The 14,583-nt window shown below is 53.4% G+C and carries 11 protein-coding genes; 6 read left to right on the forward strand and 5 right to left on the reverse strand.

The genetic code is table 11. From position 1 onward, the window contains the following. Positions 1 to 29: 29 nt before the first annotated feature. The 5 genes from gpJ (at position 30) to SOM40_RS10195 (ending at position 8,419) form a co-directional block, all read left to right on the forward strand. Positions 30 to 4,964, forward strand: coding sequence for a TipJ family phage tail tip protein (gene gpJ, locus SOM40_RS10175; RefSeq protein WP_320456932.1), 4,935 nt, complete (start codon positions 30 to 32; stop codon positions 4,962 to 4,964). Between the two features lie 64 nt (positions 4,965 to 5,028). Beyond that, positions 5,029 to 6,708: a phage head spike fiber domain-containing protein gene (locus SOM40_RS10180; RefSeq protein ID WP_320456931.1), complete on the forward strand. Its 1,680-nt coding sequence runs from the start codon at positions 5,029 to 5,031 to the stop codon at positions 6,706 to 6,708. Positions 6,709 to 6,746: 38 nt separating this feature from the next. Next, entirely contained in the window at positions 6,747 to 7,010 is a 264-nt protein-coding gene (locus tag SOM40_RS10185) for a hypothetical protein (RefSeq protein WP_320456930.1), read from the forward strand. 9 nt (positions 7,011 to 7,019) lie between these two features. Next, positions 7,020 to 7,775 (forward strand): tail fiber domain-containing protein, encoded by a 756-nt coding sequence (locus tag SOM40_RS10190; RefSeq protein WP_320456929.1) that lies wholly within the window; start codon positions 7,020 to 7,022, stop codon positions 7,773 to 7,775. 323 nt (positions 7,776 to 8,098) lie between these two features. Then, positions 8,099 to 8,419: a hypothetical protein gene (locus SOM40_RS10195; RefSeq protein ID WP_320456928.1), complete on the forward strand. Its 321-nt coding sequence runs from the start codon at positions 8,099 to 8,101 to the stop codon at positions 8,417 to 8,419. 339 nt (positions 8,420 to 8,758) lie between these two features. Here the strand turns inward: SOM40_RS10195 and SOM40_RS10200 are convergent, their stop codons facing one another. The 3 genes from SOM40_RS10200 to SOM40_RS10210 all read right to left on the reverse strand — a co-directional run bounded on the left by SOM40_RS10200 (position 8,759) and on the right by SOM40_RS10210 (position 10,301). Further along, the gene (locus tag SOM40_RS10200; RefSeq protein ID WP_149358975.1) at positions 8,759 to 9,004 is read right to left on the reverse strand and encodes an Atu4866 domain-containing protein; all 246 of its coding nucleotides are present in this window, start codon (positions 9,002 to 9,004) and stop codon (positions 8,759 to 8,761) included. Between the two features lie 115 nt (positions 9,005 to 9,119). Beyond that, on the reverse strand, positions 9,120 to 9,341 hold the full coding sequence (locus tag SOM40_RS10205; RefSeq protein WP_071031576.1) for a hypothetical protein: 222 nt from the start codon (positions 9,339 to 9,341) through the stop codon (positions 9,120 to 9,122). Positions 9,342 to 9,578: 237 nt separating this feature from the next. Then, positions 9,579 to 10,301, reverse strand: a complete 723-nt coding sequence (locus tag SOM40_RS10210) for an SDR family oxidoreductase (protein ID WP_071031578.1) — start codon at positions 10,299 to 10,301, stop codon at positions 9,579 to 9,581. A 98-nt stretch (positions 10,302 to 10,399) separates the two neighbouring features. On the opposite strand from SOM40_RS10210, the gene SOM40_RS10215 reads away from it, so the two are divergent. Then, positions 10,400 to 11,299 carry a LysR family transcriptional regulator gene (locus tag SOM40_RS10215; RefSeq protein ID WP_320456927.1) on the forward strand — a complete coding sequence of 300 codons (900 nt, stop codon included), beginning with the start codon at positions 10,400 to 10,402 and terminating at the stop codon, positions 11,297 to 11,299. A gap of 452 nt (positions 11,300 to 11,751) precedes the next feature. On the opposite strand, the gene SOM40_RS10220 is transcribed toward SOM40_RS10215, so the two are convergent. Then, positions 11,752 to 12,924: a MalY/PatB family protein gene (locus tag SOM40_RS10220; protein ID WP_261643244.1), complete on the reverse strand. Its 1,173-nt coding sequence runs from the start codon at positions 12,922 to 12,924 to the stop codon at positions 11,752 to 11,754. A gap of 49 nt (positions 12,925 to 12,973) precedes the next feature. Next, positions 12,974 to 14,566 carry a maltose/glucose-specific PTS transporter subunit IIBC gene (malX, locus tag SOM40_RS10225; RefSeq protein ID WP_106993739.1) on the reverse strand — a complete coding sequence of 531 codons (1,593 nt, stop codon included), beginning with the start codon at positions 14,564 to 14,566 and terminating at the stop codon, positions 12,974 to 12,976. Positions 14,567 to 14,583: the final 17 nt, after the last annotated feature.

Consider the following 14,583-nt stretch of genomic DNA (forward strand, 5'->3'; position numbering starts at 1 on the left):
CAATCGGGTGCTTTTTTTATGGATGCAATATGGCAACGATTACTGGAGCAAAAGGCGGTAGCCAGAAGCAGCGCACGCCCGTAGAACAGCCTGATTCAGCTCAGTCAATGGCACGCTGCCGCATGCTGCTGGCGCTCGGTGAAGGGGAATTTGCTGGTGGGCTGGATGCCACCCGTATTTTCCTCGACGGCACGCCGCTGGGGAACGCCGACGGCTCAATGAACTTTGAGAATGTCTCCTGGGATTTTCGTCCGGGCACACAGGCCCAGACGCCGATCCCCGGCTTCCCCGCTGTGGAGAACGAGACGAGTATCGGGGTGCAACTGACGAAGGCTGCGCCCTGGACGCGAGCTATCAGCAACACCCAGATTGACGCTGTTCTGGTGCGCATCGGGATCACCGGCCTACAGCAGCAGGAGAACGACGGTGATATCGTCGGCACAACCGTCGCATATCACATCGACGTTGCGGTTGATGGCGGGGCATACCAGACAGTGCTCACCAAAACGGTAACGGAAAAGCTCAGTTCACTGTATGAACTGACGCACCGCATCAATCTGCCCAAAGCAACCACTGGCTGGCAGATCCGTGTGGTCCGCGATACTGCCGACAGCGTCAGCCAGATGCTGCAGAACAAAACGCAGGTGCAGGCCATCACCGAGGTCATCGACGCCCGCCTGCGCTACCCGCATACCGCGCTGCTGTATGTGTCATTCAATGCCAAAGCATTCAGCAATATCCCGAAAATATCTTGTAAGCCGAAAGGCCGGGTGATCCGCATCCCGCAGAACTACGATCCCGACGCGCGAACGTACATCGGCACATGGGACGGCACTTTCAAATGGGGCTGGGCTAACAACCCGGCGTGGATCTGGTTTGATGTCCTGACAGAGCCGCGCTTTGGTCTGGGCCGCCGGGTAACGGTGGATATGCTCGATAAATGGGAGCTCTACCGCATTGCCCAGCGCTGTGACCAGCAGGTACCGGACGGGAAGGGTGGTACCGGCACAGAGCCGCGATTCATGTTTGACGTCTATATCCAGTCGCAGGCCGACGCCTGGCAGGTTATTAAGGATATCGCTGCTGGCTTCAACGGCATGACGTTCTGGGGCAACAACATGTTCAATGTTGTCTCTGATATGCCGGCAGACACGTCGAAGCTGCAGATCCTTACCCGCGCATCAGTGGTGGGTAAGCCAACGTATTCCAGCGGCAGCGAAAAGACACGATTCTCGAGCGCGCTGATTAACTTCAGCGACCCGGATAACCATTATCAGGATCGCACCACCTCGGTAATGTTTCCTGAACTGGTGAAGCAGTTCAAATTCAAGCAGACCCAGCTCACGGCCATCGGCTGTACACGTGAGAGCGAGGCTCAGCGCCGCGGCGGATGGGCGGTTTATTCTAATTCACTGGATCGTATCATTACGCTGCAGACCGGGCTGGATGGCTTCGCCTATGTCCCCGGCACCGTATTTGCCTTCGCTGATGAGCGCGTTTCCGGGCGTGTTTATGGTGGCCGCCTCACGGACTATAACGCCGGGCTTAAAGCGGTAACAACCGATCGCGGTACCAGCGCTGTCGCGGGTGACACACTGATGATCCGCACCCAGGGCGGCATTGTGGAAAGCCGCGTTATACAGGCGGTCAACGGCACGCAGCTGATCGTGGCCACTCCGTTCACAGCAGCGCCAGCGCCAAACGCCGTATTCGTTATCGATGCAGGGCAGCTGCGCCTTCAGTACTTCCGCGTCACGAATCTGACTTTTAACGATGAAGAAAACACGTATACCATTAGCGGCGCGGAATACAACGCATCGAAGTATGATGCCGTCGACCACAATGCGCGCCTCGATATCCCGCCGATCAGCCTCATCCCCACGGGAGTTGTTTCACAGCCCGGCAATATCGTCGTGTCGAGTTACGAGTCGGTGCGCCAGGGCCAGCGCATAGCGACATTGACTGCATCCTGGGATGTTCCGCTCGATAAAGCCGGTAAGCCGCAGGCCGATGTGATCGCCTATCAGGCTCAATGGCGCCGGAACGATAGCGAGTGGGTAAACGTCCCTCAGACTGGCCTTCGCAATATTGAGGTACCCGGCATTTTTGAAGGTGATTACCTGGTGCGGGTCCGGGCGATAAACTCAGGTGGGGCCTCCAGCCTGTGGGCATCGTCAGCGCTGACACATCTTAAGGGTCGGGTGGGCGATGTGCCAAAGCCAGTTAATTTCCGTACCACGCCATTGCTCTGGGGCGTGCAGCTGGACTGGGACTTCCCTGCCGGGACTGGCGATACGCTGCAGACAGAAATTCAGTATTCCACGGTATCAACCGGCGCGAACCCGATGCTGCTGGCAGGCGTTCCGTATCCCCAGCAGATTTACCAGCAGCTTGGGCTAAAGGCAGGGGTAGGTTTCTGGTATCGGGCGCGGCTGGTGGATCGCACCGGCAACAAGTCGGCCTGGACTGACTTCATCCAAGGCAGCAGCAGCTCAACCGCCGCTGATTACCTAGTGGATATCGATAACCAGATCAAACAGACCGACGCCTATAAAGACCTAGTTTCGGATATCACTGATCTAGGTGACGATATCCAGTCAGCGCGCGATGACATCAGCACGGTGACGACGGAGTCTGCGGCCACTAAAACGGGCCTGGCCAAGGAAGTCACGGACCGTAAGAAAGCCATCACCGACGAGGCAACGGCCCGCGGGCAAGCGCTGCTGACAGAGAAGAACGAGCGCCTGGCGGATATCAGCAACGTCAACCAGACGATTCAGAGCAGCACCGAATCGCTGGCGCAGCAGATCGCGCAGGTGTCTGCAGGTACCGGCTCGCAGTTCGACCCGGCCAAAATCTGGTATTTCGATTCGACAGCAGAAGGCTGGACCGGTAACGGCACGCCGACCATTGTTGATGGCTGGCTACGCCCGGCTAACCATGCCTCAGATCCGTACGTTACGTCTCCCGGCTCGCTGGCCATTACAGCAGCTGCGTATCGCTTCCTGAAACTGCGCATCAGGAAATTCGGTGCGCCGGGCTGGACGGGGCAGTTGCGGTGGCGTGGTACGGGTGGTTTCAACGACACCAACATGATCGCCGTCGCCGACCCTGCCTATGACGCGAACGGTATCGCTACGGTGGAGTTCGACAATATCCCGTGGCTGACCGAAACCACGATGAATCAGTTCAGGCTCGATCTCTCTACCAAACAGGACGCGACGAACTATTACCTGATTGACTGGGTGGCGGTCGGACGGCCAACGCCTGGGGCCGGGATGGCGGCTCTGCAGCAGGAGACGACAGCCCGTGTCACTGGCGACCAGGCGGAAGCCACGGCGCGCGAGACGCTGGCGACGCAGATCCGGGGCGGCTATACCGGTGACGACCCGTCAAAACTGGCATCGGGCCTGCTGTACACCGAACGCCAGGCGCGCATCACGGCTCAGGAAGCGGAGGTGACGGAGCGGAAGAAGCTGGAATCGACCGTTAATGCCAACAAAGCCAGCGTGACGCAGGAGCTGGCAACGCTGACGACTGAGCAGGGGGCGCAGGCTACAACGCTGTCGGGCCTGCAGACCACCGTCGGGAAAAATACCGGCGATATCACGCGCATCGATAAAGCCGTTGCCGATAACAACAAAGCGCAGACTACCGCGCTGGCTGCTGTTAAAGCCACAACAGATCAGAACACGGCGGACATCAGCACGGAAACCACGGCCCGCACGGATGCAGACAGCGCGCTCGGTCGCCGTATCGACAGCCTGAAAGTGGATGTGGACGGTAACACGGCCAGCCGCGACGCCGGTATTGTCGGTAGTGTCAGTAACGCGCTCGCCAGCTTCATGGCGTTCTCTGATCAGCGCGTCACGTTTGCCGTTGGCGAAACGAAAACGATGGCCGAGATCACCGAGACCCGGAAGACCGCCGCGGATGCCACAAGCGCTGTAGCCGAACAGGTCACGACGCTTAAGTCCACGGTTGAGCAAAACGGCCAGACCAACGCCGCCGCCATTACGCGCATCGACAAAGCTGCAGCAGACCTGAAGAGCGCCACGGCTAGCAGCATTCAGGAGGTAAAGGCTGAAATTGGCGATACCAACGCAGCAGTGCAGACAACCAGCGAGGCGGTTGCTGATATCAACGGCAAGCTGAGCGCGCAGTGGGGCGTTAAAGTCCAGGTAGAGGCGAACGGTGTTAAACGCATCGCGGGGATCCAGCTGGGTATTGATGCCGCAGGCTCCTCTAACTTCCTCGTCAGCGCCGACACGTTTGCGGTTTATAACCCGACGACCACCGGGCAGGAACTGGTGTTTGCCGCCACCGGCGGGCAGCTGTTTTTGCGCTCGGTGTTCATCCAGGACGGTTCCATCGATAACGGCAAGATCGGCAATTACATCCAGTCCAGCAACTGGGACGGGACCGGTAATGTCGGCTGGCATATCAATAAATCCGGGTACGCCACGTTTAACGGCGTGACCGTTCGCGGGACGATCTATGCCACCGACGGGAGTTTTAGAGGAAGAATCGAGGCAACCAGCGGGAGTTTCAGGGGAACAGTAGAGGCCACATCTTTCATTGGGGATGTGGCGAACGTGGGCATAGCGTCGGACGCTGTTGTATCAGGCGCTGGCACAGCTTCGAGTTCGATTACGTTTACTGACTCCTCTTCATCATCACTGGATAAATCGGCCCTGCTTGAGGCGATGGTGTACGTCTCCTCTACCTCAGGTTCAACGACAGTGAGCATCACCCTTAACATTAACGGAAATGTTCGTGATATGGGCTCTATAAGCGTGCCTGCCGGCACGGGAGGGCTCTGGGTTACCGTTCGTCATGCTGTCCGCAATCTTACGACCAGCGTGATTACCGGGATCATCACCGTTGTTGGTACTGGCACGGCCAGTAAGCGCATTGCCGCTCCGACACTGACCATTACCCGGGGCACCGGCTCCTTCTCCTGATCCTCATAACCTCAGACCATCTAACCCAGCTCCGGCTGGGTTTTTCATTTTAAGGACATCACTAATGGCCACGATTAATGACGATTTAGCGAAATCCGTCACAGAAGGTTTTCGCCAGGCGCAAATTGATATCGTCAACCAGGACCTTATTTTATCGGGTACCGGTGACGTCACGGTTACGCTGGCAGACGGCTCAAAAAAAACTGGGCCGAGCTGGTCGAAGTTGATCACCGCTGCGAACGCGGCAGGCACCAGCGCCGCGGCAGCTGCAACGTCTGAGAAGAATGCCAAAACTTCAGAGACGAACGCGAACTCATCAAAGACCGCGGCAGCAACCTCAGAGAAGAACGCGAAAACGTCAGAGACGAACGCCAAGACATCAGAAACCAACGCGAAAACGTCTGAGACGAATGCTAAAACGTCAGAAAACAACGCCTCCGCCAGTGCCAGCAGTGCCGCAGCATCGCTGGCCGCCGCGCAGCAGTTGACGTCTGTACCCTATGAGGAGGCGCCGTTCCCTGACGTCTGGTTGCCGCTGAATGATGACATGCGCCTGCTGGCGGGTTGCGCGCCTTATGATCGTCTGACGATTTCAGGGCAGGTACTGGAGTTAGCAACAAAGTCAGCGACACTTACCCGCTCTACAACCGCAATGTATTACGATAAATCAGGTATCTTGCAAAACGCTGATATTAACGAACCTCGTTTCGAGCGTGAAGGCTTATTAATAGAGGGGGCCAGCTCTAACTTATACACCTACTCTGAGCAGTGGGGTGCAGGGCAGCGAGTTACTACAACGAATAATAGCGGCGACTCTCCTCGTGGCGATAAAACAATGGCGCTGATAATTGAGGACACATCGGGGAGTGAACATTACGTACAAGACCGTAATATCACTTTAACAGCCAACACAACATACTGTTACTCTGTATTCGTCAAAGCACACACAAACTCACGTCTTTTATATCTTCGGATTGCCTCTGGAAGTACGTCTGGAGTTTTCTTTGACCCAGTAGCAGGGGCATTTGTTGGTAGTGGTGGGGTGGGGGCTCAATACGTTGACCGTGGGTTTGAAATACTCAGTAATGGTGTCTATCGCGTATGGATGACATTTACCGCTGCGGCGAGTCAAAGCACTGTTGTTCGCCTTCAATTAGCTAAGGACGGCGTAACTGCTAGTTACACCGGAGATGGTGTGTCTGGTTTATATATTTGGGGAGCGCAATTGGAGTCTGTACCCGTGATGTCCAGTTATATTCCAACAGCCGCGTCCGCTGTAACAAGGGCTGCTGATAAGCTCTCGTTACAACCGTCTGGTAATGTTGGATATCAACTACTCGGGGATGCGTTCAACAGGACACTTGCATTTGAAATCTCTGTTAATAGATATGTCACGCCTAGTAATAATTACGCTGACCTTATCAGGGCGGTCGGCTCCAACAACGATATTATATTCAGGGCGGGAGCATCTACTCTTTTCACATATATTGGTGGGAGCGGGCCATCTTTAGCAGTTACATATCCAATCGATAGAAAAGTTTACGCGCAATCTGTAGATGCTAACAATAAGACCAGCATGTACTTCGATGGGAAAATTAACAGCAGGACGGTAGCACCAGTGAATCCAGGGTCTAAGCCGACGAGCATTGATATACAAGGGCACCCGAACGTTGTTTATCACATTCGTAACTTCCGTATATGGCATCGCCTGTTGACTCTTAACCAAATTAATGGACTCCGCTAATGAGAGACTTATACCTGCGCTTTAATGACGCCGACGAAATGCGCACGCAATTAATCGCGGCGGGGTTTATGGATGATGAGGAGCAGGGCGGTTTATATCACCCGGATATCAGCCTGGATGTAATCGGCGTTATTGCCGTCCCCACTGAAATTAAAAATGCAGGGGAGGAAAAGGAAGTTATTACGTTCGTCAATGAGCCAGGCTACCACGCCAACCTTCGTGTGATGAATGACAAACTGGATTTATCATCCCTGCATGATTTCGTCGTTAACCCTAAAACACCGGCGCGCGTCTGGGCTTAAGGAAATAATATGACACTCAGAAATGATAATATCACCATGACTGCGGCAGACGTAAAGGCGCTCAGCGCTGACGGCGGCACTGTTACTGGCAGCGTAACGGTAAGAGGTGCCATGACAGTTAATTCTGCTGGTAGCACATTTGGCGATATTCATACCAGGCCTGGCGGCGGCTGCGGGGTTGCTGCGTGGCGGGCTGAATCCAATAATGGTATCGAGCTAAATAACACCCCTGATGACACCGGTGATGGAAATTACGTAAACCGGATATCTGGCGGCTGGTACGCTGGCGGCTGGACGATTGGAGGCGTACGAGGCGGGAGCACTGATCTTAACCGAGTGCAAATTAACGTTAATGGAGGGTCGTCAGGTTTAAATTCCTCCTTTGTATTTGGTTCTAATGGCAACGCTGGCGGCGGGACATGGAATAACCCATCTGATGAGCGTTTGAAATACAATATTAAAAACATTGAGAACCCCATACAGAAAATGAAGTCATTTCATGGGAAGACGTTCACTTATATAAAAGGTGATGTTGATTCTGCAGGGTATATTGCTCAGGAAGTGAACAAGGTTCTGCCGGAAGTTGTCGGTGAGGATAATGACGGATACCTGTCTCTGAATGTTGCGGGTGTTGGGGCGCTTCACCATGAGGCAATCCTGGCACTGATTGAGCGCGTTGAGTATCTGGAGGCTAAGCTTGGTTTGCAGCCAGACGAGGAAGAGGAACCTGAAGAGACGGACGAACAACCTGATGTTCAGCAGTAATTATCAATAGGCAGGGCTTTCTTGATCTGCACTCTCTTTAAAACTACTGTATGGATACACAGTAATAATAAATGAGAGGTCACCATGCCCCGCCAATCAGACATTAACTCGGCTTTCCACGCTGCTATTCAGCTTAATCCCAAAGGTTACCAATGCCTGAGGTCTTCTGACTTCGTTCGGGAGCTGGCGAAGGTTCACCATCATTTCACCCTGGTCGATGCCAACGAGTGGATAGAATTCTACCAAACTGGGTTTGTTGACAAGTCTCCGGACGATAGCGAGAACCGATACTGGATCTTGCGCACTATGGGGCAGGTGTTCTAATGGGCTTCGTATCTCCGGCAACCGATTATGTCGAGCAGCGCTTGTCCCCGACGAGTATCTGCACCACGAACGAAAGCCGCATCCTGGAAACGTCAACTGGGTTTGCGGTGATCGAACCTGTCAGCCGGATGGTGCAGGGGCAGGTGTTGCTGATTCTCAGCGGTGGAATGACGCAGTTCGCGAAGCTCAGAGGTCAGGCGTTAATCACGGAAGACGGCGAAGCGATAGAGGGCGCGGCGGCCGAGGAAGTCGAGGTAATGGGCAGGGTGACTTTCTTCATCAACAGTGCAGCTGATGATGGTGATGAGTCTCCGATGTAAAAAGCGGTGCGCAAACAAGGGAAGATGGTGATCTTCCCTCCATGTGGTTTAAATTCCGCTTAGAGCGAGAAGCGGACACTGCCTGGCGATGGGCTATGACGCCTCACACGTGTATGAGTACAATAAATCCACCTACTGAGATAACTCTTACAGCTTTGAGTAATTTATATAACGGCAATCTAAGAATTATAAATAAGTATTTATAGTGTCATTCAGCGCCTTTAAAAAGGATCGCTATTTGACAGGCAATCCATTGCCAAGTAATAGTATTTGTTAGTTGATAAAATGCATTCTGATGATTAAAATTTATGTCGGTAATTTTTATAGATAGTATATTATTTATTTGCGGCGGAAAAGCACCATTCCCGCGTGATGAAGCTCGTCATTACTGACAAAAGTTCCATCAGCTGTAAAACCGGTATCGTCCTGATAGTAGATCCTGTTTTCACGAATGTCGTAGTCGCCCTGATAAGCATTGTATTTTGCGCCTCGTGCTTCATTGTAACGCCCATTTGGTAAAAGCTCATGGCGAATGTACCCATCTTCGGTAATCCAGAGGCCTGTATAAGTATGCTGTTTTTTCATGTGTTTCCTGATGTCATGTATGCGTATCAGAGATAAATTGTTGTATTAGCGTGTGGTTTCACGACTCATTTTGAGCAATTCCGGTCAAGAGAAATTCCAAGCGCATATGAGATTGTTATTTTTTATTAACAGGGGTTAACTCTGCCGTCATATAAACCCTGTTTTTAAAAGAAGCCCCAAGAATTTCATATGATTTCCCCTCTTTAGTTGCCAGTGTGAGAATTTTTTTCTCAGCGCCCTCGATGGTTGAATCGACTGCCGTAACAATCTGGGCCATAGTGCTGAAAGATGATAAAAAGAGAATTGTTGCTACAGTCAAGCGATGGATATTATTCATAGTGATTTTCCTGTCAATGGATAAGAGATGATTTTTAAAAAGTGGGAATAAAATAATTTAAATTTATTCCCAGTGCCAGTTTGGTTTTTGTAATTAATACAGTGTTACTGTCGGTTAAGAATGACGTAATGAATTAACAATTGTCATGCAATTTATCATGTCATCAGCAGTTCTTATTCCAGAGGCATTAAATAAATAATGATCGCGGATACTTACTTCGTCCCGCTGTCATACGCTTCAGTTTGCGGATGCTGTCGGTCTGATGGTTATTTCTGTTGTATCAACGCTTTCCGGAGCCTCAATGACATGTCGTACGGCACGGGCAATATCAGCGGGTTTAAGTGCAACAGAACGGTATGCATCCATCACCGCCATGGTTTCCGCATGGGTGATGGTTGAGGCGAGTTCACTTTCTACAACGCCGGGATTAACGCAGGTCACGCGGATTTTCGAGCTTTCCTGCCGTAAACCATCGGAAATAGCGCGTACTGCGAACTTAGAGGCGCAATAGACGGCGGCTGTAGGCACAACTGAAAGGGCACCGATAGAGCCAAGGTTGATTATCTGACCAGAACCCTGAGCTTCCATCACTGGAAGCACAGCCCCAATCCCCCACAGCACGCCCTTGATGTTAACGTCAATCGTACGTTCCCATTCATCCTGTTTACCGGCCGCAAGCGGCGAAAGTGGCATGATGCCCGCATTGTTAATCAGAACGTCAACACGCCCCCACGTATCAAGCGCTGACTGCACAAACTGAGCCATGGACAGTCGGTTTGTGACATCCAGCTCCCGCGCTTCAGTAATACCGCCGGTGCTGCGGATTTCTGCGGCTATGGCTTCGATACGATCCAGTCTGCGTGCCCCTAATAGCACCTTCGCGCCTGCATTTCCAAGCTCTCTGGCAATACCTTCCCCAATGCCACTTGACGCGCCGGTAATTAATATAACTTTATCCATGATGTGCTCCTTCAGTTGAGTTCAGAGAGATGATAGAACTTTGTGATTAGTTCCAGTATCCTGCTTTCACTGGACTCAGTAGTTAGCAGAGCTAAACAATGAAAATTGATCTCAATCTTTTACCTGTTTTTATTGCGGTTGCTGAAGAACGTAATTTCACCACAGCCGCAGCCCGGCTGGGAGTTACACGCTCGGCGGTTAGTCAGGGAATAAGGCGGCTTGAGGATGCTTTCGGCACAATGCTGGTAATGCGGACAACACGTTCAGTAAACCTGACTGAAGCGGGAGAACAACTGCGTACATCCCTGTCATTACCTTTATCCAGCATTGAAGCTGCGTTCGAAGAGATTGCATCCGACAGTACGCCACGTGGACTTCTGAGGATCGCGGTAACCTCCATAGCTGAAGAGTTTCTTTCAGGTCCGCTGATCGCCTCGTTTGCGGCTGCTAATCCAGCCGTGACGATCGACATTGTCGTGACAGATGAGGAATTTGATATTGTGGCCGCTGGTTATGATGCTGGCGTAAGGCTCGGAGATGTGATCGCGAAGGATATGATTGCCGTCCCGCTTACAGAAAAGCAACGTGAAATGGTGGTTGCGTCCCCATCCTATCTCACAGCTAATAGCGCCCCTCTTCACCCGCGTGAGCTTGTGTATCATCAGTGTATCGGCTGGCGTCCTTCCCCGGATGTTGCTCCTTATCGCTGGGAATTTGAGGAGAACGGGAGAGCTTTCGACGTGGCGGTAGAACCGCGAATAACAACTAATGACCTGCGTCTCATGCTGAGGCTGGCTCTTGCCGGTGGAGGTATAACATTTGCCCCTGAAGAAACATTCAGGCCGTATATTGAAAATGGTCAACTTGTTTCAATGCTTGATGATTTTCTTCCCCATTTTCCTGGCTTTTATCTGTATTTTCCTCAACGCCGGAATATAGCGCCAAAACTACGCGCCCTAATCGAACATGTCAGGCAATGGCGGCAACCGTATGCTTAATGGTAAGCGCTAAATACTTTGTAACGTAAACCAGTTTTCTGAGGACTGACTCATTTAGTTAGTTGTTATGTCCGCTTCTGGCACAAAGCTGCATTTGATGTAAGAAGCGGCGCATACCTTTCAATCTTACAAACGGATCAATAGCGATACTACCAGGGCCGGCGGAGGGGGCTACGTGTCTAGTGTGATATCTGGAAGGAGCTACGCAAAATAGGGAAGGCGTGGGGGCACGGTGGGGGCAGAAGGCATGACGGGGACACAAATAGGGGCAGAGAAATGTCAGTTAATGCGAGATAATGTTATTGCTGTGCGTTATGCAACTGTTTGAATAAAAGGATAAACCTTGATTATCAACGATATTGAACGCATTAACTGTAATGTGCGGGCCATTATAAAAACAAAACGGAGTAAAAAGCTATTTGCGCAATGGATAATTCCGTTGCGCAAATAAATCACACCAGAGCGTTGATGCCAGCAATCAGGCGCTTAACCCCTTCCTCAAGCTTGCTGCGCGGACAACCGGCGTTGAGGCGGATAAAGCCGTTACCCTCGTCGCCATAGGTATATCCCGGCATGATCGCTACCTTCTCCTGCTCAATCAGCACTTTTTGCAGCGCCTTATCGTCAATGTTGAGCGGACGAAGATCGATCCATGCCAGATAGGTCGCCTCCGGCGGCTGCCACTTTAACGTCGGGAAAGCGGCATTCAGTCTGTCACACACATAGCGTAAATTGGCCTCAAGATACGCGCGCAGTTCATCCAGCCAGGCTTCACCCTGCTGGTAGGCGGCGATATGTGCCACCAGCGCCAGCACCGAGGGTGAGGAGAGTCCGTCGCGTCCCTTCAGCGCCTGCAGATACGCCGTGCGGCTGGCCTCATCCCCAATCAGGCCATATGCCCCGGTGAGGGCCGGAATGTTAAAGCTCTTGGAGCCGGAGGTCAGCAGCGCCCATTTGCCATGGGCCACGTCACACCATGGCGTATGTTTATGATTACCCCACACCATGTCCATATGGATCTCATCGCTGATCACCGCCACGTTGTGGCGGGCGCAGAGTTCAGCCATGGTCGTTAACTCGGCCCGGGTCCAGACCTTGCCGGTCGGGTTGTGCGGGCTACAGAGTAATAAAATGTTGTTCTGCGGCTGGGCCAGCACCGCTTCCAGTTCGGCCATATTGCACTGCCAGCCTTCCGCTGCTTTGTGCAGGCCGACGGAGACAACCTGACGGTTATTACCCGCAATGGCATTGTAAAACGCGTCGTAGGCGGGAGTGTGGATCACTACCCCATCGCCAGCGTCGGACCACTGGCGGATCAGCTCAGAGACCATGTAGATCACCGAGGGGCCATACACCAGAGCGCGGGTATCAACCTCGCTGTTAAAGCGCTGGCGGAACCAGTGGGCCACCGCGGCGAGGAACTCGTCGTTCTTCCAGCGGCTGTAACCAAACACCCCGTGGCCAATGCGGGTCTGCAGGGCGTCGATGATGCAGGGGGCAGTGGCAAAATCCATATCTGAGATGGTAAAAGGCAGCAGATCGGCGGCGCCGAAGCGGTCGGCAATATAGTCCCACTGGGTACACCAGGTGCCGTGACGATCCACGACGGCAGAAAAATCAAACATGACGTTGGTCCTTAAAATAAAACCCCCTCATGGCGAGGGGGCTGCGGCATCAGGCTTCTACTGTTCGCATCAGGGTCGCCAGCTCGTCTTTCACTGACTGCACCTGTGGGCCGATGACCACCTGCAAATTATGCTGATTCAACTGTACCACGCCGATAGCGCGGTTGGCCTTCAGGGCGTTGGTATCCACTTTGGACATATCCGCCACCGACAGGCGCAGACGGGTGATGCAGTTATCCAGCGAGGTAATGTTATCCGTACCACCCAGCGCCGCCAGAATGGCAGGGGTGTTATAGCCAGATTTACCCACCGTACCCGCCACGGCCTGTTCAACGCTGGTGGCCGTATCAGTATCGCGACCCGGCGTTTTCAGGTTAAAGCGGGTGATGGCGAAGCGGAAGATGCCGTAGTACACCGCGAACCAGATCGCCGCCACCACCGGGACCAGATACCACTTGGTCGACAGGCCGTGCAGGATCCCGAACACCACAAAGTCAATTACGTTGCCGTCGGTGTTGCCGATAGTTACGCCCAGTACCGCCATGGTGGTAAAGCCCAGACCCGTCAGCACGGCGTGGATGAGGTACAGCACCGGCGCGACGAACAGGAACAGGAACTCGATCGGTTCAGTGGTGCCGCCCACCACGCAGGCAATCACGCCGGAGATCAGCAGACCTTTAATCTTATGACGGTTTTCCGGACGGGCGCAGTGGTACATCGCCAGCGCGGCACCCGGCAGGCCGCCGAGGAAGGCCGGCATTTTACCCTGAGACAGGAAGCGGGTGGCGCTCTCGGAGAAGCCGTGGGTGGTCGGGCAGCTCAGCTGCGCCTGGAAGATGGTCAGCGCGCCGCTGACATCGTGCCCGCAGACGTCCATGGTGCCGCCTGCTTCCGTGAAGCGGATCAGCGCCACGAGGATATGCTGGAGTCCAAACGGCAGCAGCAGGCGTTCCCCGGTGCCGAAGATCATCGGGCCAAAGTCACCGGCACTGTTAATGATACGGCCAATGCCGGTAATGCCCATAGCAAACACCGGCCAGACCAGCGGAATGATCAGACCAAACAGTCCCATCACCACCAGGGTGATAATCGGCACAAAGCGGGTACCCCCGAAGAAGGCCAGCGCGTCCGGCAGGCGGATATTGTGGAAACGCTCGTGCAGCATCCAGATGATCACCCCGGCGATCACCGCCCCGAGGATCCCGGTATCAATAGACTGAATCCCGATCACGCTCTGAATGTTGTTGGCCTTCAGCACTGCCGCGTCGGTGGTCGGCAGGATGCCTTTCGCGGTCAGCCAGAAGTTAACCGCCAGGTTCATCACCGCGTAGCCAACAAAACCGGCAAACGCCGCCACGCCTTTGTTTTCGCGGGCCAGCCCCAGCGGGATAGCGATACAGAACATCACCGGCAGGAAGCTAAAGGCAAAGGAGCCGACCTTGCTCATCCAGATAAAGATCGCCTGCAGCACAGGATTACCCAGGAACGGGATCAGCGTAATGACATCATGGCTACTGAGCGAGCTGCCGATCCCCAGCATGATCCCGCAGAAGGAGAGCAGTGCCACGGGCAGCATAAAGGTTTTACCCAGTTGCTGGAAAAACTCCCATAGCGAGATTTTTTGTGCTGCTTTCGCCGTCATAAAACGACTCCTTTATT

The organism is Leclercia sp. CFBP8987 (assembly GCF_034044995.2).
Taxonomy (GTDB): domain Bacteria; phylum Pseudomonadota; class Gammaproteobacteria; order Enterobacterales; family Enterobacteriaceae; genus Enterobacter; species Enterobacter tamurae.

Excerpts from the sequence above, each read along its gene's own strand:
- gpJ (WP_320456932.1), top strand. The coding sequence starts at position 30 with ATGGCAACGATTACTGGAGCAAAAGGCGGTAGCCAGAAGCAGCGCACG.
- SOM40_RS10180 (WP_320456931.1), top strand. The coding sequence starts at position 5,029 with ATGGCCACGATTAATGACGATTTAGCGAAATCCGTCACAGAAGGTTTT.
- SOM40_RS10185 (WP_320456930.1), top strand. The coding sequence starts at position 6,747 with ATGCGCACGCAATTAATCGCGGCGGGGTTTATGGATGATGAGGAGCAG.
- SOM40_RS10190 (WP_320456929.1), top strand. The coding sequence starts at position 7,020 with ATGACACTCAGAAATGATAATATCACCATGACTGCGGCAGACGTAAAG.
- SOM40_RS10195 (WP_320456928.1), top strand. The coding sequence starts at position 8,099 with ATGGGCTTCGTATCTCCGGCAACCGATTATGTCGAGCAGCGCTTGTCC.
- SOM40_RS10200 (WP_149358975.1), bottom strand. The coding sequence starts at position 9,004 with ATGAAAAAACAGCATACTTATACAGGCCTCTGGATTACCGAAGATGGG.
- SOM40_RS10205 (WP_071031576.1), bottom strand. The coding sequence starts at position 9,341 with ATGAATAATATCCATCGCTTGACTGTAGCAACAATTCTCTTTTTATCA.
- SOM40_RS10210 (WP_071031578.1), bottom strand. The coding sequence starts at position 10,301 with ATGGATAAAGTTATATTAATTACCGGCGCGTCAAGTGGCATTGGGGAA.
- SOM40_RS10215 (WP_320456927.1), top strand. The coding sequence starts at position 10,400 with ATGAAAATTGATCTCAATCTTTTACCTGTTTTTATTGCGGTTGCTGAA.
- SOM40_RS10220 (WP_261643244.1), bottom strand. The coding sequence starts at position 12,924 with ATGTTTGATTTTTCTGCCGTCGTGGATCGTCACGGCACCTGGTGTACC.
- malX (WP_106993739.1), bottom strand. The coding sequence starts at position 14,566 with ATGACGGCGAAAGCAGCACAAAAAATCTCGCTATGGGAGTTTTTCCAG.